This window comes from Microbacterium sp. Root53 (assembly GCF_001426925.1).
Classification (GTDB): Bacteria; Actinomycetota; Actinomycetes; order Actinomycetales; family Microbacteriaceae; genus Microbacterium.
On record NZ_LMFR01000012.1, the window covers coordinates 1 to 25,477 of the forward strand.

Genomic DNA, 25,477 nt, shown 5'->3' on the forward strand with positions numbered 1-25,477 from the left:
CGTCTGGGCCGTTTGACGCCGATCGAGTTCGAGACCATCATGAACCAGAACCTGGCCCTCGCGGCCTAACCGAAACTGTCACCACTTCGTTCAGCAGACCCGGCGGGCACTCGAGACCGATTGGGTCTTGGTGCGCGCCCCATTCGCATTTGGGCGGGAATTTCACCTGCCTGCGTTATAGTGTGAGCGGCATGAAACGCGTCCTTATTGTCGCCCTGTGCACTTCATTCGCTCTAACCGGTTGCGCAGCAACGGCGGACGATCCCCCTCCAGAACCAACGTCAAGCCGGAGTGCTGAACCGTCTACCACCCCGACCGCAAGTGCCACGGCTCTCGGCCTGTGCGAGATCGTCGGCGAGAAACTGATGGACTACCCCGATTATGTGCTTCAGATCTCGGAGGGTGGCTTTTCGGAGGATATGCACTTCGACTATTGGTACTGGGCGGAGCGGTTGAGGCGCGCTGCGCCCGCGGACGCAGAGAAGATCGTCGATGACTTCACTGACCCGATCTATCAGGTTCAGGAAGTTGTCGATGCGGGAGGCGGCGCTTTGCAGTTCAGCACCGATGCATACAAGCGTGGTTCTCTCGAGATCCTTGAGTACTGCGTTGACGCCGGGTACCGGCTGGAGTAGCCGGCCAGTCGATCAGCGTCACCGGAAGGTCCGTCTGAAGGTCAACGTGCTCATGTGCGAGGCTCGCAGTCAGTCTGGGGTTCTCGCCCAGACGCTCGAGGTGTTTCGCGGGGAACGACGCGATGACCTGCGACTCGCTCACGGTGAGCACATCCCCGGTCCAGTTCTCCTGCTGGTGCTCGTCCTTCGCTTCGCGGTTCACGACCCGCTACCTGCGGTCGCCATGATCTGCATGAGGAGAGACCCGCGTTCCGGGATCGTGAGCTGGTTGAAGGTGAAGGACGCGAGCAGCGAACGGCCTGAGTGGAACAGGGACACTGACTCGAGACGGTTCATGCGGACACCGTAGCGGCAGCCACCGACATCGACCGCCCGCCCCCCCTAGACGGACCGTGCCCCGCCCCAGGGAATCCGGGACGGGGCACAGTGCCGAGGCTAGTTAGGCCACGAGTTGACGAAGCACGTATTGCAGGATGCCGCCGTTGCGGTAGTAGTCCGCCTCACCGGGGGTGTCGATGCGGACGATCGCGTCGAACTCGATCGTCTGCTTGCCCTCGGGCGAGTGCTCGCTCGGCTCGGCGACGACGTGCACCGTCTTGGGGGTGACGCCCTCGTTGAGCTGCTCGAGGCCCTGGATCGACACGATCTCGGTGCCGTCGAGACCCAGCGACTCCCAGCTCTCACCGGCCGGGAACTGGAGCGGCACGACGCCCATGCCGATGAGGTTCGAGCGGTGGATGCGCTCGAAGCTCTCGGTGATGACCGCCTTGACGCCCAGCAGGCGCGTGCCCTTGGCCGCCCAGTCGCGCGACGAGCCGGAGCCGTACTCCTTGCCGCCGAAGATGACCAGCGGCGTGCCCTGGGCCTGGTAGTTCTGCGACGCGTCGTAGATGAACGACTGCGGGCCCTCGGGCTGCGTGAAGTCGCGCGTGTAGCCGCCCTCGATCTGCTGACCGTCGTTGACCGCCTTGACGAGCGCGTTCTTCAGGCGGATGTTCGCGAACGTGCCGCGGATCATCACCTCGTGGTTGCCGCGACGCGAGCCGTACGAGTTGAAGTCGCGCTGCGCGACGCCGTGCTCGGTCAGGTACTGCGCGGCCGGCGTGCCCGCCTTGATGTTGCCCGCGGGGCTGATGTGGTCGGTCGTGACCGAGTCGCCGAGCGTGGCCAGGACGCGCGCGCCGGTGATGTCCTCGACCGGCGTGAGCTCCATGGTCATGCCGTCGAAGTACGGCGCCTTGCGGACGTAGGTCGAGTTCTCGTCCCACTCGAACACCGGGCCGGTCGGCGTCGGCAGGTTCTTCCAGCGCTCGTCCCCGTCGAACACGGTGGCGTACTGCTTGATGAACTGCTCGCGCGAGATCGACGAGTCGATGATCTGCTGGACCTCGTCGGGCGAGGGCCAGATGTCCTTCAGGAACACGTCGTTGCCGTCCGCGTCCTTGCCGAGCGCGTCGGTCTCGAAGTCGAAGTTCATCGAGCCGGCCAGCGAGTAGGCGACGACCAGCGGGGGCGACGCGAGGTAGTTCATCTTCACGTCGGGGCTGATGCGGCCCTCGAAGTTGCGGTTGCCCGAGAGCACCGCGGTCACGGCCAGGTCGTGCTCGTTGATGGCCTCGGAGACCTCCTCGATGAGGGGGCCCGAGTTGCCGATGCAGATCGTGCAGCCGTAGCCGACGGTGTAGAAGCCGAGGCCCTCGAGGTCCTTGTCGAGGCCCGACTTCTCGTAGTAGTCGGTGACGACCTTGGAGCCGGGGCCGAGCGTGGTCTTGACCCAGGGCTTGCGCTTGAGGCCCTTGCTGAGCGCGTTGCGCGCCAGCAGGCCGGCCGCGATCATGACCGAGGGGTTCGACGTGTTGGTGCACGACGTGATCGCCGCGAGCGTCACGGCGCCGTTGTCGAGCAGGTACGAGTCGCCCTCGGGCGTCGTGACGCGCACGGGGTTCGACGCGGCGTGCGGCTCGCCGCTCGCGACGACCACCGACTCCTCGTGCTCGTGCTGGTACGACGCGCCGTCCGGCTGGATGTGCTCGTGCTCCACGCCGGGCGCGACACCGGGGTCGGAGGCGGGGAACGTGCCCTCGACCTCGACCGCCTCCTCGGCGTGGTTGGCGTAGTTCAGGATGTCCTTCTGGAACTGCTGCTTCGACTCCGACAGCAGGATGCGGTCCTGCGGGCGCTTCGGGCCGGCGATCGACGGCACCACGGTCGCCAGGTCGAGCTCCATGTACTCACTGAAGACGAGCTCGCGGGCCGGGTCGTGCCAGAGGTGCTGCTCCTTGGCGTACGCCTCGACGAGCGCGACGGTCTGCTCGTCGCGGCCGGTCAGGCGCAGGTAGTCGAGCGTGACGTCGTCGATCGGGAACATCGCGGCCGTCGAGCCGAACTCGGGGCTCATGTTACCGATCGTGGCGCGGTTCGCGAGCGGCACCGAGGCGACGCCCTCGCCGTAGAACTCGACGAACTTGCCGACCACGCCGTGCTGGCGGAGCATGTCGGTGATCGTGAGCACGACGTCGGTCGCGGTCACGCCGGCGGGGATCTCGCCGGTGAGCTTGAAGCCGACGACCCGCGGGATGAGCATCGACACGGGCTGGCCGAGCATGGCGGCCTCGGCCTCGATGCCGCCGACGCCCCAGCCGAGCACGCCGAGGCCGTTGACCATGGTCGTGTGCGAGTCGGTGCCGACGCACGTGTCGGGGTAGGCGCGGAGCACGCCGTTCACCTGGCGGTCGTAGACGACCTTGGCCAGGTGCTCGATGTTCACCTGGTGGACGATGCCGGTGCCCGGGGGCACGACCTTGAAGTCCTGGAACGCGGTCTGGCCCCAGCGCAGGAACTGGTAGCGCTCGCCGTTGCGCTCGTACTCGATCTCGACGTTGCGCTCGAGCGCGTTCTCGGTGCCGAAGAGGTCGGCGATGACCGAGTGGTCGATGACCATCTCGGCCGGCGAGAGCGGGTTGATCCGGTCGGGGTCGCCACCGAGCGCGGTGACGGCCTCGCGCATGGTCGCGAGGTCGACGATGCAGGGCACGCCGGTGAAGTCCTGCATGACCACGCGGGCCGGCGTGAACTGGATCTCGGTGTTCGGCTCGGCCGAGGGGTCCCACGAGCCGAGCGCGCTGATCTGCTCCTTGGTGATGTTCGCGCCGTCCTCGGTGCGGAGCAGGTTCTCGAGCAGCACCTTGAGGCTGAAGGGCAGCTTCTCGTACCCCTCGACCGCGTCGATGCGGAAGATCTCGTAGTCGGTGCTGCCGACCGTCAGGGTGCTCTGGGCACCGAAGCTGTTCACCGTTGACACGGGCTGTCTCCTCCTGGGTCGACCGCGCTTGCGCTCCTTATCCTGCCCGCATCCGGGGCACCAGGCCAGCAAGGCGGGCCTAACCCGGACGGGGCCGCGGGCGGACCCGCGAGGAGCGCAGATTTATCTTGACATCAAGATAAATCTATCACGCGCGCGGCGCGGGATAGAGAGCCCGCACGGCGAGCCACGTCACCGCGACGAGCGGCGCGAACAGCGGCAGCCCCATCAGGAGCTTGAGCGTCCCGAGGAGCGTGGTCTCGTTCGCCAGGTACAGCGGCAGCTGCACCCCCAGCCGGGCGAAGAACAGCGCGGCCCAGGCGAGCGCGAGCCAGAAGAAGACGCGGCGCTTGCGCGCATCCCGGCGCCACGACGTGCCCTCGTTCATGAGGAAGCCCGCCGCGAGCCCGATCAGCGACCAGCCGACGAGCGCCGAGACGAGGAACGCGGTGCCGTAGACCCCGTTCGTGACGAGGCCGATCACGAAGTTGTCGCGCCCCTGCCCGGTGAACAGCGCGAGCGCGGCCGCGGCGCCGGCCGCGATCAGACCGCCCAGCGCCGCGGCCGGCGGCGACTTCTGCGCGAGGCGGACGAGAGTGAAGACCGCGGCCATTCCGACCGACAGCCCCAGGGAGAGGATGAGCGGCTCGGGCGCGAGCGTGTAGACGACGACGAAGACGAGGCTCGGCAGGACGGACTCGAGCACGCCCCGGATGCCGCCCATCGCCTTCCACACGACGCCCCCGGTCGTCGACTCCGCGGCGGGGTCGATCCCGGCACGGCGCGCGGCGCCGCCGATCGCCGCGCCCACGAGATCGGACGCGCGCGGCTCGTCGGCCGGCCGGTCGTCGTCGGGACCGGGTGACTGGGTGGTCATGCGGCCGCGTCAGGCCGACGCGGGAGTCGACGGCATCGTGAGCGGGATCAGGTCGCGCGGGGGCATGGGCGCCGTGCCGCGGACGACCACGATCGAGCGGAACAGGTCCTCGACCTGCTCGGCGGCGGCCGGGTCGCTGGTCGCGGCCCCGCCGATCACGCCGCGGAGGAACCAGCGCGGGCCGTCGACGCCGACGAACCGCGCCAGGCGCATCTGCGGATCCTCGCCGGCCACGACCGGCACCTCGGCCAGCAGCTCGGCGCCCAGGGGACCCTCGCGCTCCTCGACCCGGCCGCCCTGCTGGCGGACCTGGTCGCGGATCTGCGCACGCGTCTCGTCCCACAGGCCCGACGTGCGCGGCGCGGCGAACGGCTGCACCTGCAGCGTGGAGTCGGCGTAGTCGAGGCCCACGGCGACGATCCGCTTGCTCTGCTCCTCGACCTCGAGGCGCAGGTTGAGGCCCTCGCGCGGCAGCACCTTGATGCCGCCCAGGTCGATGTAGGGGCGGACCGGGTTGGCCTCGTTCTCGTCCAGCGGGCCCGCGGTCGCGCGGTCCGCCGGCGCCGCCTTGCGGCTGATCTCGAGCTCGTCGCTCATCGGTTCCCTCCCTGGGACTGGTAGCCGGTCGAGCCGAAGCCGCCGTGGCCGCGCGTGCTGTCGGGCAGCTCCTCGACCGGCAGGAAGCGGGCCCTCGGCACCGGCATCACGATGAGCTGGGCGATGCGATCGCCGATCTCGATGTCGTAGGCCTCGGTCCGGTCGGTGTTGAGCAGCGCGACCTTGATCTCCCCGCGGTAGCCCGCGTCGATCGTGCCGGGCGCGTTGACGATCGTGATGCCGTGCTTGGCCGCGAGGCCGCTGCGCGGGACCACGAACGCCGCGTACCCCTCCGGCAGCGCGATGCGCACGCCCGTGCCGACCAGGGCGCGCTCCCCCGGCTCCAGCCGGACGGCCTCGGACGCCACCAGATCGGCGCCCGCGTCTCCGGGGTGGGCGTACAGCGGCGGCACCGATGCGATGATGGGGACGTCCACGGTTTCGGTCACTCCACGAGGGTAATGCAGAACACACAACGGCCCGTCAGGGAGCCCGCCTCGACCGCTCCCCTCTATCGGGAGCGCCTCTCGCCCTCGCTGTGGATCCTCGGATCCGCGGCCGTCGTCGCTCCGATGGCGAGCCTCGTGTTCGTCCAGATCGACGCGGCGCTCTCGCTCGCGATCGGCCTCGCGGTCGGCGTGGCCGTCGTCGCCGGGCTCATCGCGCTCTCGCCCGTGATCGAGGTGCGCGACGGCGAGCTCCGCGCGGGACGCGCCCACATCGACGTCTCCCTGCTGGGCGATCCCGTCACGCTGACGGATGAGGACGCGCGCACCGCGCGCGGCACGGGACTCGACCCGCGCGGATGGCACCTGATACGCGGAGGGATCGCCGGGATCGTGGTCCTTCCGAACTCGGATCCCGACGATCCCGTGACGTCGTGGACGCTGTCGTCGCGCACGCCCGACCGCCTCGCGGCGGCCGTGCGTCACGAGCAGCTCAGGCTGCGCAGTCGCGGCAGATAGGGCCGGCCGACTCCTCGTGGTCGATCTGCGAGCGGTGCTTCACGAGGAAGCAGTTCATGCAGGTGAACTCGTCATCCTGCGGCGGGAGGACGACGACGTCGAGCTCCACGTTGGACAGGTCGGCGCCCGGCAGGTCGAAGCTCGACGGGTTGTCGGAGTCCTCCACATCCACCGACCCCGACAGGTTGTCGGGCACGCGCGCCTTCAGGGCCTCGATCGACTCATTGCTGTCGTCCTCGGTCTTGCGGGGGGCGTCGTAATCGGTAGCCATGTGAGTGGGTCACGCTTCTTTCATCAGCTGCGGTGCGTGCCCCGCCGAGCGGCGGGGCGGCGATAGTCTGCACGTCCTCCGCCGGTTTGGCAAATGCGCGCGGACTCCCCGACGGAACTCGCGGCACGCCCACGGTATTCCCGGCTGTTCCGGCGGGCCCGTGAAACCATGACGACGTCGTGAATGCCAGCGGCGCCAGGCAAGCCAGAGGAGCATGGGCATGGATCAGCTCACCATCATCGGAACCGAGGACGGCCGTCTCGTCCTGGCCACCGAGGCCGGTCAGCGCTTCACGCTCGCGATCGACGACGTGCTGCGCTCCGAGATCCGCAAGGCGCAGCGCGACCAGTCGCCGGCCGAGTCGCGTCCCCCGCTGCCGAGCCCGCGCGAGATCCAGGCGCACATCCGCTCCGGCATGTCCGCCGAGGACGTCGCGCAGCTGCTGGGCGCGCGGGTCGAGGACATCCGCCGCTTCGAGGGCCCGGTGATCGCCGAGCGCGAGCACATCGTGGACCAGGCCCTCGCGGTGCCCGTGCTCATGGGCGTGGACCTCGAGCACGACGAGAACCCCACCTTCGGGGTCGCGATCCGGGCGAAGCTCGCCGAGCTCGGCGCGGTGAACGAGCGGTGGACGAGCTGGAAGGAGAGCTCGGGCTGGATCGTCAAGCTCGAGTTCACGGCGTCCGACGTGGACCACGATGCGCGCTGGACCTTCGAGCCGCGCCGCAGCGCGCTCTCGCCGCTGAACAGCGACGCCACCCAGCTGTCGCGCCAGGGGCCGATGCCCGAGGGGCTCATCCCCCGGCTGCGCGCGCTGGACACCGTCGCGCCGGCCGAGCCCGCCGAGCGCGAGGACGCGCGGTTCGACTCCGGGGCGTTCGGTCCCCGCCGCCTCCCGGAGCCCGACGCCGAGTCGGCTCCCGCCGTGCGCGAGCTCGCGACGAAGCGCGGCACGACCTCCGCGGCGCCGAACCCCGACACCGCCGACCTGCTGGAGGCGCTGCGCCGCCGCCGCGGCCAGCGCGAGCCCGCCCCGTCGTTCGACGCCTTCGACCCCACGCACCCCGAGAGCCCGCACCTCGAGCGGAGCGGTGAGCGCCCCGGCCCCGAGCGCGGCGGCGGCAGCCCCGTCGCGCTGTTCGAGACCCTCCCCGCCGCCGAGGAGCCGCAGGAGCCCGAGCAGCCGGCCGAGCCCGAGGAGACGCCCCGCCGCCGCGGCCGCGCCTCGATGCCTTCGTGGGACGAGATCGTCTTCGGCGCCCGCAGCGAGGATTAGAGGGTCGAGCCCGCCCGCGGCCGTTCAGGCCGCGTAGGCGCCCAGGCGCAGGAGCGGGACGGTGACCTCCTCCGGCGAGATCGAGCCGTGCTGGCCGATCATGCCCTGCGGGCGCTTGTCCTCGAGGCGGTCGTCGTAGAAGGCCCACGCGCCGCGGGCCGCGACCAGCAGGTCCCCGATCCGGGCACGGACCTCGTCGTCGACCGTGCCGAACAGCCCGGCCGAGATCGCCTCGTCGCGCGTCGCCACGTCCGCGCTGCGGCCCGACTCGGCGGACCAGACCGCGGCGGCCGCCGCCGCGTCCGCTCCCGGCTCGAGGTACACGTGCAGGAGGCGCGGCTCGCCGCCGAGATGGGCCACGCCGTCGAGGCGCGGGTCGCCGTCCTGCAGCAGCACATGGCGGTGGCGCGGCACGTCGATCATGCCGTGGTCGGCTGTGACGATCGCGCCGACGCCGGGCGGCACCGGCGCCGCGAAGGCGGCGTCGACCTCCTCGAGCGCGGCGATCCACTCCGCGGAGTCCACCCCGTGTCGGTGCCCCGCCTTGTCGATCTCCGGCAGGTAGCAGTAGACGAGCGCGCCGGGCTCGGCGGCCGCGAGCTCGTATGCGAGGCGCACCCGGGCGCGGACCTCGTCCGAGGCGACGTACTCCGCGCCGCGCAGGATCGCCGCCGTCAGCCCGCTGCGGGCGTATTCGGCGAGGCCCACGGTGAACGCGCGCCGCCCCTCGGCGACCGCGCGCTCGAACACCGTGGGGCGGCGCTGCCACGTCATCGGGTCCAGGCCGTCGCGCTCATAGCCGCTGAGCTGATTGATCACCCGGCCCTGCGCGGGGTCCAGGACGCGATACCCCACCAGCCCGTGCCGGCCCGGATCCGCGCCGGTCAGGATCGAGGACAGCGCGGCCGCCGTGGTCGAGGGGAACACCGACCGGGCGACGTCCTTCTTCCCGCCCGCCGCCGCCAGGCGCCGTGCGTGCCCGGCGTGCGCCCGCAGCTGCAGCGCCCCGAGGCCGTCGATCACGAACAGGACGGCCGAGCGCGCCGGAGCGAGAATCCCGGACGCGCCGGAGAGCGACAGGAGGATCTCCGGCGCAACTCCGGTGAGGCTCCGGGCGGTGGCGGGGCCCGTCGGTACGATGGGGGGCATCCGGGCAAGTCTCGCACAGCGCGCGTCGCCCGCCCCTGTTGAGGGACACGGGCCGCCGGACCCGAAGTCCCCGCCTTCCGTCGAGAGAGCAGTCGAGAGAGCAGTATGGCCCGCAAGTCCTCCGCATCCCCGAGCTCGGCCGTCCCGGTCGAGGAGCGCATCGAGGACATCGACCTCGAGGCGGAGATGCAGGGGTCGTACCTCGAGTACGCCTACTCGGTCATCTACTCGCGCGCCCTGCCCGACGCCCGGGACGGCCTCAAGCCGGTGCAGCGGCGCATCCTGTACCAGATGGCCGAGATGGGGCTCCGCCCCGACCGCGGCCACGTCAAGAGCGCGCGCGTCGTCGGCGAGGTGATGGGAAAGCTCCACCCCCACGGCGACACCGCGATCTACGATGCGCTCGTGCGCCTCGCGCAGGACTTCGCGCTGCGGGTCCCGCTGGTCGACGGCCACGGCAACTTCGGCTCCCTCGACGACGGCCCGGCCGCGGCGCGCTACACGGAGGCCCGGCTCGCGTCGCCGGCCCTGTCGCTGACGGAGGACCTCGACGAGGACGTCGTGGACTTCGTGCCGAACTACGACGGCCAGTTCCAGCAGCCGTCCGTGCTGCCCGCCGCGTACCCCAACCTGCTCGTCAACGGCGCGAGCGGCATCGCGGTCGGCATGGCCACCAACATGGCCCCGCACAACCTCAGCGAGGTCGTCGCGGCCGCCACCCACCTGCTCGAGCACCCGGAGGCCACGACCGAGGAGCTCATGGAGTTCGTGCCGGGACCCGACTTCCCCTCGGGCGGCATCCTCGTGGGCCTCGACGGGGTCCGCGACGCGTACGAGACGGGCCGCGGCGCGTTCAAGCTGCGCGGCAAGGTCTCGATCGAGCAGATCGCGCCGCGCAAGACCGGCATCGTCGTCACGGAGCTGCCCTACATGGTCGGCCCCGAGCGCGTGATCGAGAAGCTCAAGGACGCCGTGCAGTCCAAGAAGCTGCAGGGCATCAGCGACGTCACCGACCTCACGGACCGCAACAACGGCCTGAAGCTCGTGATCGGCGTCAAGACCGGCTTCGATCCGCAGGCTGTGCTCGAGCTGCTGTACCGGCTCACGCCGCTCGAGGACTCCTTCAACATCAACAACGTGGCGCTGGTCGACGGCCAGCCGCGCACGCTGGGCCTGAAGGACCTGCTGCGCGTCTACATCGACCACCGCCTGCAGGTCGTGACCCGGCGCAGCCGGTTCCGTCTCGCACGGCGCCGCGAGCGGCTGCACCTGGTCTCAGGCCTCCTGATCGCGATCCTCGACATCGACGAGGTCATCCAGGTCATCCGCTCGTCCGACACGTCCGAGCAGGCCCGCACGCGTCTGTGCACGGTGTTCGACCTGGACGAGGTGCAGGCCGAGTACATCCTCGAGCTGCGGCTGCGCCGCCTGACGAAGTTCTCGCGCATCGAGCTCGAGCAGGAGCGCGACGCGCTGCTGGCCGAGATCGCCCAGCTGGAGGAGCTGCTCGGCAGCGAGGCGCTCCTGCGGGCGCAGGTCGCGCGCGAGCTGGAGGCGACCGCCGACAAGCACGCCACGCCCCGCCGCACGCTGCTCATGAACGGCAGGCCCGCCGCGCCCGCGGCGCGGCGCGGCGCCGGCAAGGCCGCTCCCGACCTGCAGATCGCCGACGGCCCGACGCTGATCGCGCTGTCCACCACGGGGCGCGCGGTGCGCGTGGAGGTGGCCGAGGGTCAGGTGCTGTCGGCTCCCGCGCGTCGGAGCAAGCACGACGCGATCCTGGTCACGGTGCCCGCGACCATCCGGGGCGAGGTCGGGGCCGTCACGTCGAAGGGGCGCCTGGTGCGCTTCTCCCCCGTCGATCTGCCGTCGGTCCCCGCCAACTCCGTGCAGCTGGGCGTCGGCGCCAGGCTCCACGACTACATCGGGCTGACGGACCGGAACGAGCGCATCGTGACCCTGATCGCGCTCGGCGACGACACGCCGGTCGCGCTCGGCACCGCGCAGGGCGTCGTCAAGCGCATCGTGCCTTCCGCCCTCCCGGCCAAGCCCGAGCTCGACATCATCGGCCTCAAGCCCGGCGACTCGGTGGTCGGCGCGGCGAAGGCCGGCGACGACGACGAGCTCGTGTTCGTCACATCGGACGCCCAGCTGCTGAGGTTCGCGGCGTCCTCGGTGCGACCCCAGGGCGCCCCCGCGGGCGGCATGGCGGGCATCAAGCTCGCGGCGAAGGCGGAGGTCGTGTTCTTCGGCGCCGCGGCGGGCGACGAGACCGTCGTCGTCACGGTGTCGGGCGCGTCCGAGGCCCTCCCGGGCATGGACGCGGGCCGCGCGAAGATCACCGACTTCTCGGAGTTCCCGGCCAAGGGACGCGCCACGGGCGGCGTGCGCGCGCACGCGTTCCTGAAGGGCGAGGACCGGCTGACGCTGGCGTGGGTCGGACCGGATCCGGCGCGCGCCGTCGACCCGTCCGGCGCCGTGCGGAAGCTGCCCGAGTCGCTGTCGCGCCGCGACGCGTCCGGCCAGCCGCTCGAGGCCGTCGTCGGCTCGATCGGCCGCACGCTCGTCTGACCCGGCAGCGGCATGGATGCGGCTCACTCGCCGGATCAGCGGCTCAGTGGTCGGACCCCTGGGACGGGTGCTGCGTCATGACTCATCGTGCGTCACACCAGCCCCACGTCTCCTACGAGTGAGCGACGGATCCGACGACTGAGCGCGATCGCGCATCCGCTCAGGCGTCGATGGCCTCGCGCGACAGGCGGTCGGCCGACTCGATGATGAACTCGCGACGCGGCGCGACCTCGTTGCCCATGAGCATCTCGAACACGCGTCCGGCGGCCTCGGCGTCCTCAAGGCGCACGCGGCGCAGCAGGCGGCCGTCGCGCATCATGGTGGTCTCGGCCAGCTGGTCGGCATCCATCTCACCCAGGCCCTTGTAGCGCTGGATGGGCTCCTGCCAGCGCTTGCCGGCCTTGCGCAGCTTGTCCAGCAGGCGGTGCAGCTCGGCCTCGCTGTACGTGTAGATCGTCTCGTTGGGCTTCGAGCCGGGGTTGATCACGATGATGCGATGCAGCGGGGGCACCGCCGAGAACACGCGGCCGGCCTCCACGAGCGGGCGCATGTAGCGATAGAAGAGCGTGAGCAGGAGGGTCCGGATGTGCGCGCCGTCGACGTCGGCGTCGCTCATCATGATGACCTTGCCGTAGCGCGCCGACTCGAGGTCGAACGTGCGGCCGGAGCCGGCGCCCACGACCTGGATGATCGACGCGCACTCGGCGTTCGAGAGCATGTCGCTGATCGACGCCTTCTGCACGTTCAGGATCTTGCCGCGGATGGGCAGCAGCGCCTGGTACTCGCTGTTGCGCGCCAGCTTCGCGGTGCCGAGGGCCGAGTCGCCCTCGACGATGAACAGCTCGGACTGCGCGACGTCCTGCGTGCGGCAGTCGACGAGCTTGGTCGGCAGCGACGAGCTCTCGAGCGCGTTCTTGCGGCGCTGCGTCTCCTTGTGGGCGCGCGCCGAGACGCGCGCCTTCATCTCGGCGACCACCTTGTCGAGCAGCATCGACGTCTGGTTCTTGTCGTCGCGCTTGGACGACGCGAAGCGGGCCTTGAGCTCCTCGCGCACGACCTTCGCGACGATCGAGCGGACCGCGGGCGTGCCGAGCACCTCCTTGGTCTGACCCTCGAACTGCGGCTCGGGCACCGTGACGGTGAGGACGGCGCTCAGGCCCGCGAGCACATCGTCCTTCTCGAGCTTGTCGTTGCCGACCTTGAGGCGCCGGGCGTTGGCGGCGACCTGATCGCGCAGCTGCTTCAGCAGCTCCTGCTCGAAGCCCTGCTGGTGCGTGCCGCCCTTGGGCGTGGAGATGATGTTCACGAACGACCGGATGGTCGTGTCGTAGCCGGTGCCCCACCGCAGGGCGATGTCGACCTGGCACTCGCGCTCGACCTCGGTCGAGACCATGTGGCCGTTGGGCTGGAGCATCGGCACGGTCTCGGTGAACGTGCCGGACCCGGTCAGACGCCACGTGTCGGTGACGGGGGCGTCGGTGGCGAGAAACTCCACGAACTCCGAGATGCCGCCGTCGAACCGGTAGGCCGTCTCGCTGGGCTCCTCGCCACGCTCGTCGCGGATGACGATCTCGAGACCCGGCACCAGGAACGCCGTCTGGCGGGCGCGCGTCACGAGCTCATCGAGCTGGAACGCGGCGTCCTTCGTGAAGATCTGCCGGTCGGCCCAGTAGCGCACGCGCGTGCCCGTGACGCCCTTGGCGACCTTGCCGACCACACGCAGCTCGCTGCGCTCCTCGAACGGCGTGAACGGTGCATCCGGGCGGGGCTCGCCCTTGTCGGCGAACACGCCGGGCTCGCCGCGATGGAACGACATGGCCCACGTCTTGCCACCCCGGTCGACCTCGACGTCGAGGCGCTCCGAGAGCGCGTTGACGACCGAGGCGCCGACGCCGTGCAGGCCACCGGATGCCGCGTACGAGCCGCCGCCGAACTTCCCGCCCGCGTGCAGCTTGGTGTACACGACCTCCACACCGGACAGGCCGGTGCGGGGCTCGACGTCGACGGGGACGCCACGCCCCCGGTCGCGCACCTCCACGCTGCCGTCTGCGTGCAGGATGACGTCAATGCGCGATCCGTTGCCGGCGACGGCCTCGTCGACGGCGTTGTCGATGATCTCCCACAGGCAGTGCATGAGGCCCGGCGAGCCGTTCGAGCCGATGTACATGCCCGGACGCTTGCGGACGGCCTCGAGGCCTTCCAGCACCTGGAGATGATGGGCGGAGTACTCGGCGGTCACAATCTTCGATGCTATCCGCGCGGGCCCGGAACGCCGGGGTGACACTCCCTTCCATGGCGCCTCGGAGACACCGTCATGCCCGGCCATCGGCGCTCGCGTACGCGGTGAGCGAAACATGCCGCGACGCGGGCAGGAATGTCAGGATCCCGTGGTTGTATGTGACGAATCCCGTCACACGTGGATGGATCGAACGAATGAGGAGGCAGACATGACGACGACCGCACCCGAAGCCCCCGCTGTCTACCGCCTCACGGCCATGGACCGTTGCGACTCGTGCGGCGCTCAGGCGTACATCGCCGCCGAGGTCAACGGCAGCGAGCTGCTGTTCTGCGCGCACCACGGCCGCAAGTACGAGGAGAAGCTCCGCGCCGTCGCGACCTCGTGGCACGACGAGACCGCGCGTCTCGCCGAGGCGGACTGATCCCGACAGCCCACAGGCTTCACGAGCCCGTCGCCCTCAGGGCGGCGGGCTCGTCCGTTTCGTCGGCGGTCAGGGCGTGACGACCCGGGGAATGAGCGGGGAGACCCGCAGCACCGGCTCCTCGCCCACCGTGCCGATCGCCTCGGCGAGCGTGGTGGGCGACGACTCCCCCGCGCCGCCCGGGCCGAAGACCGCGACGTCGTCGCCGGGCGCGGCGTCCGGCCAGCCCGCCACGCGGCTGGTCGTCAGCCCCACCGAGATCAGCGCGCGCGGCCCGGCGGGCGTGCCGACGTCGACCCTGCCGCCCAGGCTCGAGGGCAGGCCGTCGAGCGAGCCGACGCCGATCTCGACATCGCCGCCCCGCACCGCGGTGACCCGCGCCACCAGGGTGGCGGCCGGCGCGATGCCCGGGATCTCGGGGCCGTCGGCCGATCGGATGCCGTAGCAGAACGCGCCCAGGCGCACGAGGTCGTAGCGGAACTCGGGCCGCGCCCAGCCGGCCGCGCTCGCGGCGAGATGACGGACCTCGGGATCCAGGCCCGCGGCGCGGGCCGTGTCGACCGCGGCGTCGAACAGGGCGCGGGCGACGTCGTCCTCCTCGTCGCTCGCCTCGGCGATGTGGCTCCAGATGCCCGCCACGCGGATGCGCCCGGCCCGCTCGAGCTCGGCGGCGCGCGCCGTGAACGCGGGCCAGTCCTCGCGGCGGACGCCGTTGCGGTGCAGGCCCGTGTCGATCTTGAGGTGCACGACTGCGGTGGTCCGCGCGACGCGCGCGATCCGCTCGAGGTATCCCGCGTCGCCCACCCCGAGCTCGATGCCCGCCTCGAGCGTCGCGGCCGCCTCGTCGGCGCCCAGCGTGAGCCAGCAGAACACGCGGGCCCGGTCCCCTGCCACCGCCTTCGCGCGCAGCGCGCTGCGCGGGTCGATCGCGCCCAGCCAGCGCACCCCCTCCTCCACGGCGACGGCCGCGACCGCGTCGACGCCGTGCGCGTACGCGTCGTCCTTGACGACCATGAGCAGCTCGGCGGGAGCGATCCGGGCGCGCACGGCCGCGATGTTCGCCGCGAGGCGCGACCGGGAGATCCGCAGCTCGGCTTCCATCAGGACACCGCCTCGCGCTCGACATGCAGCCCCACCGCGCACACGAGCTCGGCCGGGGTCAGCCCGGTCGCGCCCGCCCAGGCCGACAGGGCGTCGGCCACCGCTCCCGACCCGAAATACACGGCCTCGTCCCCGGGGGCCACGTCCAGGTCGCCCACGTCGATCACGCACACGTCCATGGCCACGCGGCCGACGATCGGGCAGAGACGCCCGCGGAGCTCCACGCCGACCCGGTTGCCCAGCGCGCGCACGACGCCCTCGGCGTAGCCGCCCGCAATCAGCGCGATCGTGGTGTCCGCCGTGGCGCGGTGGGTGTAGCCGTACGACACGGCCTCCCCTGCGAGGAGCGGCTTGGTCGAGAGGACCGGCGTGACGAGCTCGAGCGCCGGCTCCCCGGCCGTGCCCGGGAGGCCGTACAGCACGTCTGACGGGTCCGGCTCGACGTCCACGGCGCGCAGGCCGAGGGCCTCGACGACCGGGATGTCGCGCGCGTCGACGGCGACCGAGACGATGCCCGCCTCGCAGACGGCGCGCCCGACCGTCTCGACGCCGTGGCCCCACGCGTCGCGCCGCAGATCCGCGACGGGATCGCCGCCGGCGGCGCGCATCCGAGCCGCGTTGGCCCGCAGAGCGGCGCGGGAGACGCGCGCGAGCGGAGCGCTGCGGAGGGGCGACGGGGCGGCCGCTGCATCCGGGTGCGCCACGTCCTGCGACAGGGGGCGCCGGGGGTTCGGCCAGGTCACCCATCTAGACTAACCAGGTCCCGTCGACCCCCTTCGGAGTGTGCATGACTGACAACCGCCTCGGCCTCGCCGGCAAGTTCCGCTACCTCGCGGAGCGCGCCCGCCGCATCGACCTCAAGTCGGTCGCGGAGCGCGCCAAGGAGGTGCACGAGCAGCACGGCACCTGGACGCCGAAGGTGTTCGCCGACATGCTCTGGTCCGCCGCGCGACACGACGTCGCGTTCCAGGACTACGTCGACTACGACTTCGCGATGCTCACGAAGCAGGAGCGCGCGACCTACATGACGCACCCGGTCTCGATGCAGCTCGCGGCACGCTTCGCACGCCGCGACAAGCGGGTGCTGTTCGAGAACAAGATCGAGTTCAACAAGGTCTTCGCCGATTTCCTCAAGCGCGACTGGATGATCGTCGAGCCCGGCGGCGCCGACGCCGTGCGCGAGTTCGCTCAGAAGCACGGCACGATCATCGCGAAGGTGCCGGTCAGCCACATGGGCCTGGGCGTGCGCCGCTATCACGCGGCGGACGTGTCCGACTGGGACGCGTTCCACCGCGGTCTCATCGAGCGCGACGAGGTGCTCCTGGAGCAGGTCATCGAGCAGCACGCCGACCTCGCGGCCGTGTGCCCCGGCACCGTGAACACGACGCGCGTGACGGCGTTCTTCGACGGCACGGATGTGCACATCCTCGCGATCGCGCAGAAGTTCGGACGAGGCGCCGTGAGCGACCAGATGTCGTACGGCGGCTTCTACACGATGCTGCACGACGACGGGCGCGCGTTCGGGCACGGCTACGACTCGCACGGCCACGTGCACGAGAAGCACCCCGACACGGGCTTCCCGATCGCCGATTTCCGCCTGCCGATGATGGACGAGGTGCGCGCGTTCATCGACCAGGTCGCCCGCGTGGTGCCCGAGGTGCAGTACGTGGGCTGGGACGTCGTGGTCTCCCCCGACGGCCCGGTCCTCGTCGAGGGCAACTGGGGCGCCGGCGTGTACGAGAACAAGCCCAGCGTCACGGGCATCCGCACCGGTCACAAGCCCCGCTACCGCAAGGCCATCGGGTTTTGACGCGGGCAGGATTCGGCCCGTTTCGACTCCGGCTCCTTCGTCGCCTCCGCTCAACGACCGGTCGTTGAGCGGAGCGCAGCGGAGACGAAACGGCCCACTCCCATACGAACAAGGCCCCTCCGCGAGGAGGGGCCTTGTTCGTGTCGGGCGGGTCAGGCGGGCCGGACGATGCCGAGCGGCGTGGACTGGTGGCCCTGACCCAGCGGGTTGTCGCCGAGGATGCGCACGAGGCGCTTCTCGCCGGCCTTGTCCAGGGTCGACCCCAGGATGTTCCCGCCGATGTCGTTGATGTCGACCACCGCGACGTCCAGGTCGCCGCCGAGCAGCGCCTTGAGGTGCGTCGCGACCTCGCGGGGCCGCTCGGGACCGAGCACGACGGCCTGGTTGTACGGCGGGATGGTGCCGCTCGTGGGGCCGTCGATCGCGCGCGCCCTGTCGCCGGCGATCCGGTAGAAGTCGCCCTTCCGCCCGAACGCCTTCGTCACCGCCGCGACCGCGGCCGCGAACAGGATGCGCGGCGTGCCGCACTCCCGCAGCGCCATCTCCATCGTCTCGGGCATGCCGAGGCCGATGCCGTACGGCGTCTTGACGACGTACCGGGAGAGGAAGCGGGCCAGCGGACGGACCTTGATGTCCGACAGCAGGTACGAGCGGCCCTGCGTGATCGCCACGATCTTCTCGGTGACGAACAGCAGGTCGCCCGGCTGCACCGCGTCCTTGGCGTACGTGGTGATGATCTCGTCGAGGTCGTCCTCGGGCATGACCACGCGCGTGCGCAGCGGGATGCGCTGCACGCGGTCGCCGTCGATCTCGACCTCGAGGGCCTTGCCCTCGTTCGCGGCGCTCACTCGAGGTAGTCCCGGAGCGACTGCGAGCGGCTCGGGTGACGCAGCTTCGCCATGGTCTTCGACTCGATCTGGCGGATGCGCTCGCGCGTCACGCCGAACGTGTCGCCGATCTGGTCGAGCGTCTTCGGCTGGCCGTCGCCGAGGCCGAAGCGCATGCGGATGACGCCCGCCTCGCGCTCCGACAGCGAGTCCAGCAGGCTCTCGAGCTGGCGCTGCAGCATCGTGAAGCCCACCGCGTCGGCCGGCACGACCGCCTCGGTGTCCTCGATCAGGTCGCCGAACTCGCTGTCGCCGTCCTCACCCAGGGGCGTGTGCAGCGAGATCGGCTCGCGGCCGTACTTCTGCACCTCGATGACCTTCTCGGGGGTCATGTCGAGCTCCTTCGAGAGCTCCTCGGGTGTGGGCTCGCGACCCAGGTCCTGTAGCATCTGGCGCTGCACGCGGGCGAGCTTGTTGATGACCTCGACCATGTGCACCGGGATGCGGATCGTGCGCGCCTGGTCGGCCATGGCGCGCGTGATCGCCTGCCGGATCCACCAGGTGGCGTACGTCGAGAACTTGAAGCCCTTGGTGTAGTCGAACTTCTCGACCGCGCGGATCAGACCGAGGTTGCCCTCCTGGATCAGGTCCAGGAACTGCATGCCGCGGCCCGTGTAGCGCTTGGCGAGCGAGACGACCAGGCGGAGGTTCGCGCCCAGCAGGTGCGACTTGGCGCGCTGGCCGTCGCGGGCCACCCACTGCAGGTCCAGGCCCAGCTGGCTCGACTTCTCGGCCGCCGACATCTTGGAGAGCTTCTCCTCGGCGAACAGGCCCGCCTCGATGCGCATGGCGAGGTCGACCTCCTCCGCCGCGTTCAGCAGCGGGACCTTGCCGATCTGCTTCAGGTAGTCCTTGACCGGGTCGGCGGTCGCGCCGGTGATCTGCGTCGAGTAGACGGGGACCTCGTCCTCGTCGCTCGACGTGATGACGATCGCACCCGTGGGCAGCGGCTCGGTCACCACCTTCTTGGGCGCGTCGTCGTCGTCGGACGTCTCGGCGGACTCGTCCTTGCCGGCCTCGTCGTCGGCGACGTCGTCGATCGCGACGTCCTCGATCTCGACGGCCTCGTCGTCCTCGGGCTCGTCCGACTTCTTCTTGGCGGCGGCCTTCTTGGGAGCGGCCTTCGCGGCGGTCTTGCGCGCCGGCGCCTTGCGGGCGGGCTTCTCGGCAGCCTCGCCCTCCGCCTTCGCGGCGGCGGTCTTGCGCGCCGACGTCTTCGCGGCGGGCTTCTTCGCGGCCGCGCTCTTCGGGGCGGCGGCCTCTGCGGCCTCGTCCACCTCGGCGGTGTCGTTGTTCTTCGCGGTGCTCCGCGGAGTCTTCGTGGCAGTAGTCACGTTTCGCCTTTCACCGGCGGCGCCGCGCGCCGCGCCCCCGGGTGTGTTCGGGCACTAGTAAGACCCTTGTCAAGTCCGGCGCCGTCTCACGCGCCCCCTCGACAACGGGTCGGACATCCATTGTCTCATAGGTCGAGCGGCGCGCCGGACGACGCGTGGTGCGTCACCGGATGAGAACGACGTCACGTCTTCCGGTATTCCCCGGGCGCGGCCGGCGCGTCAGCTGCCGCGCTTGTCCTCGTCGCCCGTCTGGCGGGTCGCCAGGTAGCGCTCCAGCTCGGCCGCGAGCTCGTCCGCGCTCGGGAGCTCGCCCTCGCGGAAGCCGCCGACTCCGGTCGGCACCCCGCCGCCCGAGAGGCCCGCGGCGTAGGCGTCATAGCGCTCCTCGAGCCCCTGCACCATGCGACCCAGCTCGTCGTTCCCGGCGATCTGCTCCTCGACCTTGCCCAGGTACTCGCGGTTCTCGGCGTACAGGTCGTCCATCGTGAACACGAGCCCGGTCGCCGCCATGACCTTGTCGAGCGCGGCGATCGTGCTGGCGGGGTAGTCGGTCTCGGCGAGGTAGTGCGGCACGAGCAGGACGAAGCCCGCCGTGTCGAAGCCCGCCTCGACGAACCGGTACTCGAGCAGGTGGCCCACCGTCGCGGGCACCTGCGTGCGCGGGTGCCAGATGGAGTGCGCCTCGATCAGGTCGGCGCGGTTGCCGCTCACCGTCACGCCCAGCGTGCGCGTGTGCGGAACAGGCATCGCGATCGCATGGACCCAGGTCATGGAGCGGACCGAGAACAGGTCGGCGAAGTCCAGCGCGGCCTCCGCGAACGCGTCCCACGCGAAGTCCGGCTCGTACCCGGACAGCAGCAGGAACGGCTGACCCAGCGCGTTGTGCACCAGCGAGAGCTCCAGCCGCGGCGGCCGGTAGTCGCTCAGGTGGTCCTGCTCGAAGGTGACGATGGGACGACGCGCGCGGTAGTCCAGCAGGGTGTCGTTCGAGAAAACGACGACGGGCCGCGGATCCAGCTCGTCGCGGGCGAAGTCGATCAGCCCTGCGACCGCTCCCCCGGCGTCCGTGAAGCCGGTCATCAGGATGACCAGCGGCAGGCCGTCCGGCACCACCGGGGCGTTCGCGACCCGCTCGTAGATGTCACCAGTCGAGGGCATGCATCCATGCTACGAGCCGCGACGGACCCCGGGTCCGGTTCCGCTGAGCGCGTACGCGGCGCGCGCGAGCCCGCTCCGCCCGCGCGGACGGCGCGTACCTAGGATGGACGACATGCCGATTCCCGCTCTCGCGCTGACCACCGATCCGTTCCCCGCCGGCGGCGCCGAGGCCGCGATCCTGGCGATCCCCTCGTTCGGCGAGGGCGACGAGCCCGCCGCGGGCTTCCCGGGGCTGCGCCCGGCGCTCGAGGCGATCGGGTTCACCGGCGCGAAGAACGCGTTCGCGCGGGTCTACGCGCCCGACGTGTCGCCGCGCCCGCTCGCGGTGGTCGGGCTGGGCGCCGAGCCGGACGCGAACGCCGTGCGCGAGGCCGTCGGCGCCGGGGCACGGCAGCTTACGGGCTTCGACACCGTCGCGGTGTCGGTGCTCGCCGACGTCGACGGCGCGTGGCGCGCCGCGGCCGAGGGCGCCGCGCTCGGCGCGTACCGGTTCGAGGGGTACAAGAGCGAGAGCGCCGAGAAGTCCGCGCGCAGGCGCCGCGCTTCCTCCTTCCTGATCCACGTGCCCGGCCCCGTGGACGACGCCGCGCTCGCGGCCGTGCGCGCCGGCGCCGAGGCCGTCGCGCTCGTGAAGGACCTCGTCTCGACGCCCGCGGACCGGCAGAGCCCCGCACAGCTCGCCGAGGCCGCCGTCACGGCGGTCGAGGGGCTGGGCGTCGACGTCACGGTCTACGACGAGCAGGCGCTGGCCGAGGGCGGCTTCGGCGGCATCCTGGGCGTCGGCCAGGGCTCGGAGCGGCCGCCCCGTCTGGTGCGCCTCGAGTGGGCCCCCGAGGACGCCGAGCGCCACATCGCGCTCGTCGGCAAGGGCATCACGTTCGACACCGGAGGCCTCTCGCTGAAGCCGGCGGCATCGATGGTCGGCATGAACGAGGACATGACCGGCGCCGCCGAGGTGCTGGCGGTCATCCGGGCGGCCGCGCAGCTGCGCCTGCCCGTGCGCGTCACGGCGTGGATGTGCATCGCCGACAACATGCCGTCCGGTCGTGCGACGCGCCCCGGCGACGTCCTCACCATGCTCGACGGGACCACGGTCGAGGTCACGAACACCGACGCCGAGGGCCGGCTGGTGCTCGCCGACGGCCTGGTCGCGGCGAGCCGCGAGCATCCCGACGTGATCGTCGACGTCGCGACCCTGACCGGGGCCATCCTGGTGGCGCTGGGCACGCGCCACACCGGCGTGATGGGCCACGGCGACGCGGTCGACGCGTTCCTGCGCTCGGCCGACCGCACCGGCGAGCTCGCCTGGCCGCTGCCGCTGCCGGAGCACATCGCCGAGCAGCTCGACTCCCGCATCGCGGACATGCGCAACGCCGACATGGGCAACCGCAACGGCGGCTCGCTGTTCGCCGGCCTCTTCCTGCAGCGCTTCATCGGCCGCACGAGCGACGCCGACGACGCCCCGCGCATCCCGTGGGTGCATCTCGACATCGCGGGGTCCGCGATGAGCTCGACCGCCGCCTACGGGTTCACGGACAAGGGCCCCACGGGCGCCACGGTGCGCGCGCTGATCGACTTCGTCGCGGCCGGCGGGGAGGTCCAGTGATGGCGCACGAGTTCGACGTCGTCATCCTGGGCGGCGGCAGCGGCGGATACGCCGCCGCGCTGCGCGCCGCGGAGCTGGGCAAGCGCGTCGCGCTCATCGAGAAGGACCGGCTCGGCGGCACGTGCCTGCACCGCGGCTGCATCCCGACCAAGGCGCTCCTGCACGCCGCGGAGATCGCCGACTCGGTGCGCGAGGCCTCCGCATACGGCATCACGGCCTCGCTGGGCGGCGTCGACGCGGCGGGCCTGCGCGCCTACCGCGAGGGGATCGTCGCGAAGAAGTTCAAGGGGCTCGAGGGCCTGGTCTCCCGTCGCGGCATCACGGTCGTGGCCGGCGAGGGCCGGCTCGAGCCGGGCCGCGCCGTCCGCGTCGGCGAGGACGTCTACACGGCCGCGGACATCGTGCTCGCGACCGGCTCCTACAGCCGCACGCTCCCCGGCCTGGAGCCCGGCGGCCGGATCCTGACCAGCGAGACCGCGCTCGCCCTCGACGAGGTGCCGTCGCGCGTCGTGATCCTGGGCGGCGGCGTGATCGGCGTGGAGTTCGCGAGCGTGTGGCGCTCGTTCGGCGCCGAGGTGACGATCGTCGAGGCGCTCGAGCACCTCGTGCCGAACGAGGACGTGGCCCTCAGCAAGGGCCTCGAGCGCGCCTACCGCAAGCGCGGCATCCAGGCGCGGCTCGGGGTGCGATTCGCGTCGGTCGCGCAGGACGACGCGTCCGTCACCGTCACGCTCGAGGACGGCACGGCCCTCGAGGCCGACTACCTGCTCGTGGCGGTCGGGCGCGGCCCCGCGACCTCGGGTCTCGGATTCGAGGAGGCGGGCGTCGCCCTGGACCGCGGCTTCGTCGTCGTCGACGAGCGCCTGCGCACGGGCGCGGAGGGCGTGTGGGCCGTGGGCGACATCGTCCCGGGCCTCCAGCTCGCGCACCGGGGCTTCCAGCAGGGCGTGTTCGTGGCCGAGGCGATCGCGGGCCTGGATCCCGTGCCCGTGCCGGAGACGCAGATCCCCAAGGTGACGTACTCGCACCCCGAGGTCGCCTCCGTCGGCCTCACCGAGGCGCAGGCCGTGGACGCGCACGGCGCGGCCGGCGTGACCTCGTACGAGTACAACCTCGCGGGCAACGGCAAGAGCGAGATCATCGGCACGGGCGGCCTCGTCAAGGTCGTGCGCCGCGTCGACGGCCCCGTGCTGGGCGTCCACCTGATCGGCGACCGCGTGGGCGAGCTGATCACCGAGGGCCAGCTCGCCGTCGCGTGGGAGGCCCACCCCGAGGACATCGCCCCGCTGATCCACGCCCATCCGACGCAGAGCGAGGCGCTGGGCGAGGCGTTCCTGGCGCTCGCCGGAAAGCCGCTCCACACCATCTGAGCGGCCCCGCCGCCCGCCGCGATCTGGTCGCCGCGCCCGCCCGCGGCGACCAGATCGCCACACCGACTCACTAAGCTGTTCACGTCATCGAAATCCTGAAGGAGACTCCGACATGAGTACTTCCGTGGTCCTCCCCGAGCTCGGCGAGAGCGTCACCGAGGGAACGGTCACCCGCTGGCTGAAGAAGGTCGGCGACACGATCGCCGTCGACGAGGCCCTGCTGGAGATCTCGACCGACAAGGTCGACACCGAGATCCCGTCCCCCGTCGCCGGCGTGATCGAGGAGATCCTCGTTCAGGAAGACGAGACCGTCGAGGTCGGCGCCGTGCTGGCCAAGATCGGCGACGGCTCGGGTGCCGCGCCCGCCGGCGACGCGCCGGCGCAGGAGGCCTCGGCCGCCGAGGCCGCGCCGGCCGAGGCGCCCGCCGCCGAGCAGGCCGCGCCCGCGGCCGAGCCCGCTCCGGCCCCCGCCGCCGAGGCCGCGCCCGCGGCCCCCGCCGGCGACGCCACCGACATCGTGCTCCCGGAGCTCGGCGAGAGCGTCACCGAGGGCACCGTCACGCGCTGGCTGAAGAAGGTCGGCGACGAGATCGCCGTCGACGAGGCGCTGCTGGAGATCTCGACCGACAAGGTCGACACCGAGATCCCGTCGCCGGTCGCCGGCGTCATCCAGGAGATCCTGGTCCAGGAGGACGAGACGGTCGAGGTCGGCTCCGTGCTGGCCCGCGTCGGCAGCGGCGCGCCCGCCGCCGCCCCGGCCCCCGCCGCCGCGCCCGAGGCTCCGGCCGAGCAGCCGGCCCCCGCTCAGGAGGCCCCGGCTCAGGAGGCCCCCGCTCAGGAGGCGCCCGCCCAGGCGGCCCCGGCGCCCGCCCAGCCCGCGGCGCCGACCGAGCCCGTCGCGGCCCCGGCCCCCAGCGCCGAGGCTCCGAAGGCCGAGCCCGCGGCGCCGACGTTCACCCCGCCCGCCGAGGGCGACGACAAGGTCTACGTCACGCCGCTCGTGCGCCGCCTGGCCGCGCAGAACGGCGTCGACCTCGCGACGGTCAGCGGCACCGGCGTCGGCGGTCGCATCCGCAAGGAGGACGTGCTCAAGGCCGCCGAGACCGCTGCGGCTCCCGCCGCGGCCGGTGCGGCGCCCGCCGCCGGCGCGCCCGCCGCCACCAAGCTCCCCGTGTCGGAACTGCGCGGCACCACGCAGCCGATGACGCGCCTGCGCAAGGTGCTCGCGTCGCGTGCGGTCGAGTCGATGACCTCGACCGCCCAGCTGACCACCGTGGTCGAGGTGGACGTCACGAAGCTGGCCGCGTTCCGCGACCAGGTGAAGGGCGACTTCCAGGCCAAGACCGGCGCCAAGCTGTCGTTCCTGCCGTTCTTCGCCCTGGCCGCCGCGGAGGCGCTGCAGGCGTACCCGATCATCAACTCGACGCTCGACGGCGAGAACATCGTCTACCCGCCGACCGAGAACCTCTCGATCGCGGTCGACACCGAGAAGGGCCTGTACACGCCGGTCCTGCGCGACGCGGCGTCGAAGAACCTCGCCGAGATCGCGGCCGGCATCGCCGACCTCGCTGAGCGCACGCGCAACAGCAAGCTGAAGCCGGACGACCTCGCGGGCGGCACGTTCACGCTGACGAACACGGGCTCGCGCGGCGCGCTGTTCGACACGCCGGTCGTGTTCCTGCCCCAGTCGGCCATCCTCGGCACGGGCATCGTCTTCAAGCGCCCCGGCGTCGTGAAGGTCGACGGCGTCGAGGCGATCGGCATCCGCTCGTACGTCTACCTCGCGCTGTCGTACGACCACCGCACGATCGATGGCGCCGACGCGGCCCGTTACCTGTCGGCCGTCAAGGCGCGCCTGGAGGAGGCGGCCTTCGCCGCCGATCTCGGCATCTGACGCAGACGTCCCCGA

Annotated in this window: 22 protein-coding genes; 9 read left to right on the top strand and 13 right to left on the bottom strand. The window is 71.5% G+C overall.

What is annotated here, in order from left to right; translation table 11 throughout:
• The first annotated feature begins 191 nt into the window (after positions 1-191).
• A complete protein-coding gene (locus ASD19_RS14295; RefSeq protein ID WP_156377113.1) occupies positions 192-635 on the top strand; it encodes a hypothetical protein in 444 nt (147 codons plus the stop codon).
• A 198-nt stretch (positions 636-833) separates the two neighbouring features.
• On the opposite strand, the gene ASD19_RS14300 is transcribed toward ASD19_RS14295, so the two are convergent.
• From ASD19_RS14300 to dut, 5 genes are all read right to left on the bottom strand, one after another.
• Positions 834-971, bottom strand: coding sequence for a hypothetical protein (locus ASD19_RS14300; RefSeq protein ID WP_156377114.1), 138 nt, complete (start codon positions 969-971; stop codon positions 834-836).
• A gap of 103 nt (positions 972-1,074) precedes the next feature.
• A complete protein-coding gene (locus ASD19_RS04905) occupies positions 1,075-3,936 on the bottom strand; it encodes an aconitate hydratase (RefSeq protein WP_055989221.1) in 2,862 nt (953 codons plus the stop codon).
• A gap of 148 nt (positions 3,937-4,084) precedes the next feature.
• On the bottom strand, positions 4,085-4,813 hold the full coding sequence (locus ASD19_RS04910; RefSeq protein ID WP_055989223.1) for a DUF3159 domain-containing protein: 729 nt from the start codon (positions 4,811-4,813) through the stop codon (positions 4,085-4,087).
• 9 nt (positions 4,814-4,822) lie between these two features.
• Entirely contained in the window at positions 4,823-5,410 is a 588-nt protein-coding gene (locus tag ASD19_RS04915; protein ID WP_055989225.1) for a DUF3710 domain-containing protein, read from the bottom strand.
• Entirely contained in the window at positions 5,407-5,859 is a 453-nt protein-coding gene (gene dut / locus ASD19_RS04920) for a dUTP diphosphatase (RefSeq protein WP_200941069.1), read from the bottom strand. Before dut ends, ASD19_RS04915 begins: the two co-directional genes overlap by 4 nt.
• Positions 5,860-5,871: 12 nt before the next feature.
• On the opposite strand from dut, the gene ASD19_RS04925 reads away from it, so the two are divergent.
• Positions 5,872-6,375: a DUF3093 domain-containing protein gene (locus tag ASD19_RS04925; RefSeq protein ID WP_055989231.1), complete on the top strand. Its 504-nt coding sequence runs from the start codon at positions 5,872-5,874 to the stop codon at positions 6,373-6,375.
• Here ASD19_RS04925 and ASD19_RS04930 read toward each other — a convergent pair.
• The gene (locus tag ASD19_RS04930) at positions 6,350-6,646 is read right to left on the bottom strand and encodes a DUF4193 domain-containing protein (RefSeq protein WP_055989234.1); all 297 of its coding nucleotides are present in this window, start codon (positions 6,644-6,646) and stop codon (positions 6,350-6,352) included. The two genes, ASD19_RS04925 and ASD19_RS04930, sit on opposite strands and share 26 nt — an antisense overlap.
• Before the next feature lie 220 nt (positions 6,647-6,866).
• Here ASD19_RS04930 and sepH point away from each other — a divergent pair, with 220 nt between their 5' ends.
• Positions 6,867-7,922: a septation protein SepH gene (gene sepH / locus ASD19_RS04935; protein ID WP_055989238.1), complete on the top strand. Its 1,056-nt coding sequence runs from the start codon at positions 6,867-6,869 to the stop codon at positions 7,920-7,922.
• A 24-nt stretch (positions 7,923-7,946) separates the two neighbouring features.
• On the opposite strand, the gene ASD19_RS04940 is transcribed toward sepH, so the two are convergent.
• Positions 7,947-9,071 carry an alkaline phosphatase family protein gene (locus ASD19_RS04940; protein ID WP_055989241.1) on the bottom strand — a complete coding sequence of 375 codons (1,125 nt, stop codon included), beginning with the start codon at positions 9,069-9,071 and terminating at the stop codon, positions 7,947-7,949.
• Between the two features lie 105 nt (positions 9,072-9,176).
• On the opposite strand from ASD19_RS04940, the gene ASD19_RS04945 reads away from it, so the two are divergent.
• Complete coding sequence (locus ASD19_RS04945; protein ID WP_055989244.1) at positions 9,177-11,642, top strand: DNA gyrase/topoisomerase IV subunit A; 2,466 nt, start codon at positions 9,177-9,179, stop codon at positions 11,640-11,642.
• Positions 11,643-11,802: 160 nt separating this feature from the next.
• Here ASD19_RS04945 and ASD19_RS04950 read toward each other — a convergent pair whose 3' ends face one another.
• Complete coding sequence (locus ASD19_RS04950; protein WP_082542994.1) at positions 11,803-13,881, bottom strand: DNA gyrase/topoisomerase IV subunit B; 2,079 nt, start codon at positions 13,879-13,881, stop codon at positions 11,803-11,805.
• Between the two features lie 208 nt (positions 13,882-14,089).
• Between ASD19_RS04950 and ASD19_RS04955 the strand changes: the two genes are divergently transcribed.
• A complete protein-coding gene (locus tag ASD19_RS04955) occupies positions 14,090-14,302 on the top strand; it encodes a DUF7455 domain-containing protein (RefSeq protein ID WP_055989247.1) in 213 nt (70 codons plus the stop codon).
• A gap of 69 nt (positions 14,303-14,371) precedes the next feature.
• On the opposite strand, the gene ASD19_RS04960 is transcribed toward ASD19_RS04955, so the two are convergent.
• A complete protein-coding gene (locus ASD19_RS04960; protein ID WP_055989250.1) occupies positions 14,372-15,403 on the bottom strand; it encodes an alanine racemase in 1,032 nt (343 codons plus the stop codon).
• On the bottom strand, positions 15,403-16,146 hold the full coding sequence (locus tag ASD19_RS04965) for an alanine racemase (RefSeq protein ID WP_235562974.1): 744 nt from the start codon (positions 16,144-16,146) through the stop codon (positions 15,403-15,405). The genes ASD19_RS04960 and ASD19_RS04965 overlap by 1 nt, the downstream gene beginning before the upstream one ends.
• Before the next feature lie 44 nt (positions 16,147-16,190).
• Here ASD19_RS04965 and ASD19_RS04970 point away from each other — a divergent pair, with 44 nt between their 5' ends.
• Positions 16,191-17,213 (top strand): sugar-transfer associated ATP-grasp domain-containing protein, encoded by a 1,023-nt coding sequence (locus ASD19_RS04970; RefSeq protein WP_055989256.1) that lies wholly within the window; start codon positions 16,191-16,193, stop codon positions 17,211-17,213.
• 152 nt (positions 17,214-17,365) lie between these two features.
• On the opposite strand, the gene ASD19_RS04975 is transcribed toward ASD19_RS04970, so the two are convergent.
• From ASD19_RS04975 to ASD19_RS04985, 3 genes are all read right to left on the bottom strand, one after another.
• Complete coding sequence (locus ASD19_RS04975; protein ID WP_055989259.1) at positions 17,366-18,061, bottom strand: coenzyme F420-0:L-glutamate ligase; 696 nt, start codon at positions 18,059-18,061, stop codon at positions 17,366-17,368.
• Complete coding sequence (locus tag ASD19_RS04980) at positions 18,058-19,434, bottom strand: RNA polymerase sigma factor (protein WP_055989262.1); 1,377 nt, start codon at positions 19,432-19,434, stop codon at positions 18,058-18,060. The genes ASD19_RS04975 and ASD19_RS04980 overlap by 4 nt, the downstream gene beginning before the upstream one ends.
• A gap of 219 nt (positions 19,435-19,653) precedes the next feature.
• On the bottom strand, positions 19,654-20,592 hold the full coding sequence (locus ASD19_RS04985; RefSeq protein WP_055989265.1) for a proteasome assembly chaperone family protein: 939 nt from the start codon (positions 20,590-20,592) through the stop codon (positions 19,654-19,656).
• 112 nt (positions 20,593-20,704) lie between these two features.
• Here ASD19_RS04985 and ASD19_RS04990 point away from each other — a divergent pair, with 112 nt between their 5' ends.
• The 3 genes from ASD19_RS04990 (at position 20,705) to sucB (ending at position 25,462) form a co-directional block, all read left to right on the top strand.
• A complete protein-coding gene (locus tag ASD19_RS04990; protein WP_055989268.1) occupies positions 20,705-22,198 on the top strand; it encodes a leucyl aminopeptidase in 1,494 nt (497 codons plus the stop codon).
• Positions 22,195-23,568 (top strand): dihydrolipoyl dehydrogenase, encoded by a 1,374-nt coding sequence (gene lpdA / locus ASD19_RS04995; RefSeq protein ID WP_156377115.1) that lies wholly within the window; start codon positions 22,195-22,197, stop codon positions 23,566-23,568. The genes ASD19_RS04990 and lpdA overlap by 4 nt, the downstream gene beginning before the upstream one ends.
• Positions 23,569-23,680: 112 nt before the next feature.
• On the top strand, positions 23,681-25,462 hold the full coding sequence (gene sucB / locus ASD19_RS05000) for a 2-oxoglutarate dehydrogenase, E2 component, dihydrolipoamide succinyltransferase (protein ID WP_055989274.1): 1,782 nt from the start codon (positions 23,681-23,683) through the stop codon (positions 25,460-25,462).
• The last annotated feature ends 15 nt before the right edge of the window (positions 25,463-25,477 follow it).

Bases quoted from the DNA above. Each gene is read 5' to 3' on its own strand.
- ASD19_RS04945 (WP_055989244.1), top strand. From the start codon at position 9,177: ATGGCCCGCAAGTCCTCCGCATCCCCGAGCTCGGCCGTCCCGGTCGAG.
- ASD19_RS04970 (WP_055989256.1), top strand. From the start codon at position 16,191: ATGACTGACAACCGCCTCGGCCTCGCCGGCAAGTTCCGCTACCTCGCG.
- ASD19_RS04990 (WP_055989268.1), top strand. From the start codon at position 20,705: ATGCCGATTCCCGCTCTCGCGCTGACCACCGATCCGTTCCCCGCCGGC.
- ASD19_RS04985 (WP_055989265.1), bottom strand. From the start codon at position 20,592: ATGCCCTCGACTGGTGACATCTACGAGCGGGTCGCGAACGCCCCGGTG.
- sucB (WP_055989274.1), top strand. From the start codon at position 23,681: ATGAGTACTTCCGTGGTCCTCCCCGAGCTCGGCGAGAGCGTCACCGAG.
- ASD19_RS04940 (WP_055989241.1), bottom strand. From the start codon at position 9,071: ATGCCCCCCATCGTACCGACGGGCCCCGCCACCGCCCGGAGCCTCACC.
- ASD19_RS04925 (WP_055989231.1), top strand. From the start codon at position 5,872: ATGCAGAACACACAACGGCCCGTCAGGGAGCCCGCCTCGACCGCTCCC.
- ASD19_RS14300 (WP_156377114.1), bottom strand. From the start codon at position 971: ATGAACCGTCTCGAGTCAGTGTCCCTGTTCCACTCAGGCCGTTCGCTG.
- ASD19_RS04915 (WP_055989225.1), bottom strand. From the start codon at position 5,410: ATGAGCGACGAGCTCGAGATCAGCCGCAAGGCGGCGCCGGCGGACCGC.
- ASD19_RS04910 (WP_055989223.1), bottom strand. From the start codon at position 4,813: ATGACCACCCAGTCACCCGGTCCCGACGACGACCGGCCGGCCGACGAG.
- ASD19_RS14295 (WP_156377113.1), top strand. From the start codon at position 192: ATGAAACGCGTCCTTATTGTCGCCCTGTGCACTTCATTCGCTCTAACC.
- ASD19_RS04960 (WP_055989250.1), bottom strand. From the start codon at position 15,403: ATGGAAGCCGAGCTGCGGATCTCCCGGTCGCGCCTCGCGGCGAACATC.
- ASD19_RS04930 (WP_055989234.1), bottom strand. From the start codon at position 6,646: ATGGCTACCGATTACGACGCCCCCCGCAAGACCGAGGACGACAGCAAT.
- ASD19_RS04955 (WP_055989247.1), top strand. From the start codon at position 14,090: ATGACGACGACCGCACCCGAAGCCCCCGCTGTCTACCGCCTCACGGCC.
- sepH (WP_055989238.1), top strand. From the start codon at position 6,867: ATGGATCAGCTCACCATCATCGGAACCGAGGACGGCCGTCTCGTCCTG.